The sequence below is a fragment of the Streptomyces coryli genome (assembly GCF_011044975.1).
Taxonomy (GTDB): domain Bacteria; phylum Actinomycetota; class Actinomycetes; order Streptomycetales; family Streptomycetaceae; genus Streptomyces; species Streptomyces coryli.
Window position 1 is genome coordinate 1 of sequence record NZ_JAAKZV010000521.1, and the last position, 1,488, is coordinate 1,488.

Annotated in this window: 2 protein-coding genes; both read right to left on the reverse strand. The window is 72.8% G+C overall.

The window, feature by feature from the left end; genetic code table 11:
• Positions 1-186, reverse strand: a 186-nt coding sequence (locus G5C51_RS42685; RefSeq protein ID WP_206314894.1) for a MotE family protein, incomplete at its 3' end; no start/stop codon positions are given.
• A 10-nt stretch (positions 187-196) separates the two neighbouring features.
• Positions 197-1,488, reverse strand: a 1,292-nt coding sequence (locus tag G5C51_RS41910; protein WP_165246167.1) for an MFS transporter, incomplete at its 5' end; no start/stop codon positions are given.

Consider the following 1,488-nt stretch of genomic DNA (forward strand, 5'->3'; position numbering starts at 1 on the left):
CGAGTTGGGCGGCGGAGAGGTGGGTGTAGTAGCCGAGTTGGGCGAAGGAGGCGTTGAGCATGGTGCGGAGCAGCGGGAGTTGTTCGGTGAGGCGGCGGCTTGGTCGGCGTCGATGCGGGCGAGGTGGGCGGCGGCTTGGTCGGCGTCCATGGGGGCGAGGTAGGCGGCGGCCTGGTTGGCGTCCATGGGGTTCTGTCTACCGCGGATCGGGGTCCTGGGCGCCAGGGGCGGGAGGCGTAGCCGCGGCGGCGGGGGTCTTAGGTCCCTGGTCGGGGGCGGCCGGGAGTTCGCGGAACCGGGGCAGCGGCGACGGCAGCAGCCACAGGAGGCCGAGGAGGGCGCCGGCGGTGGCTATCCAGAGGGTGGGGCGCAGGCCGAGCGCCGTACCGAGGGCGCCGCCGGCGAGGGCGCCGAGCGGGCGGACGCCGTAGTTGACGGTGCGGAAGGCGCCGAGGACGCGGGCGCGGAGGGCGTCGGGGATGAGGGCGGCCTGGAAGGCGTTGGCGGCGATGTCCAGGACCATCACGCTGAAGCTGGCGCCGAGATAGCCGACGAAGAGCAGGGCGATGACGGCGGACTGCGGCCCCGAGGCGGCCGGCACGACCATGAGCGGTGCCGCGAAGCCGACGAACCCGGTGGTGATGACGGGCCCGTACCCGAACCGCCGCATGATCCGCCCGGCGGCGGCCGCGCCCGCGAGTCCGCCGATGGCGCCGGCGCTCATGACGGCGCCGAGGATGCCGGGGCCGAGGCCGAGTTCCTTGTTGGCGTAGAGGAAGAACAGGGCCTGGAAGATGAAGTTGAAGAAGTTGAGGGTGGCGAAGGCGAGCAGGGCCGGGCGCATGACCGGGTGCTTCGCCAGCCACTTGAGACCGGCGGTGAGGTGGCCCTTCTGCGGGGCGGCGGGCGGTGGTTCGGCCGGGGAGATGCGGGCGAGGCAGGCGGCGGAGACGAGATAGCTGAGCGCGTCGGCGAGCACGGCGACCGGGGCGGTGAGCGCAGAGACCAGCGCACCGCCGGTGCCGGGACCCGCGACGCGGGCGAGGGAGCGACTGCCGTGGAGGAGTGAGGAGCCGTCCACGTACTGGTCCTGCTTCAGCAGCGATACGTAGAGGGTGCCGGCGCAGACATCGAAGAGGACGGCGAGGGTGCCGAGGGCGAAGGACGCGACGTAGAGCTGCGTGAGGGTGAGCGCGTCCAGCGCGTACGCGACGGGGATCGAGCACAGGAGGAGAAAGCGGCCGAGGTCGGCGAGGAGCATGACGCGGCGGCGGCTGCGGCGGCGGTCGACCCAGGCGCCGGCGGGGATGGAGAGGAGGAGGGAGGGGAGGAGGACGGAGGCGGTCAGCCAACCCATGTCCGCGGCGCGGGCGTCGAGGAGCAGGACGGCGGTGGCGGGCATGGCGATGGCGGATATCTCGTCGCCGAAGACGGAGATGGTGTGGCCGGTCCAGTAGCGGCGGAAAGGGGGGTTGTGGAGGAGGGTGG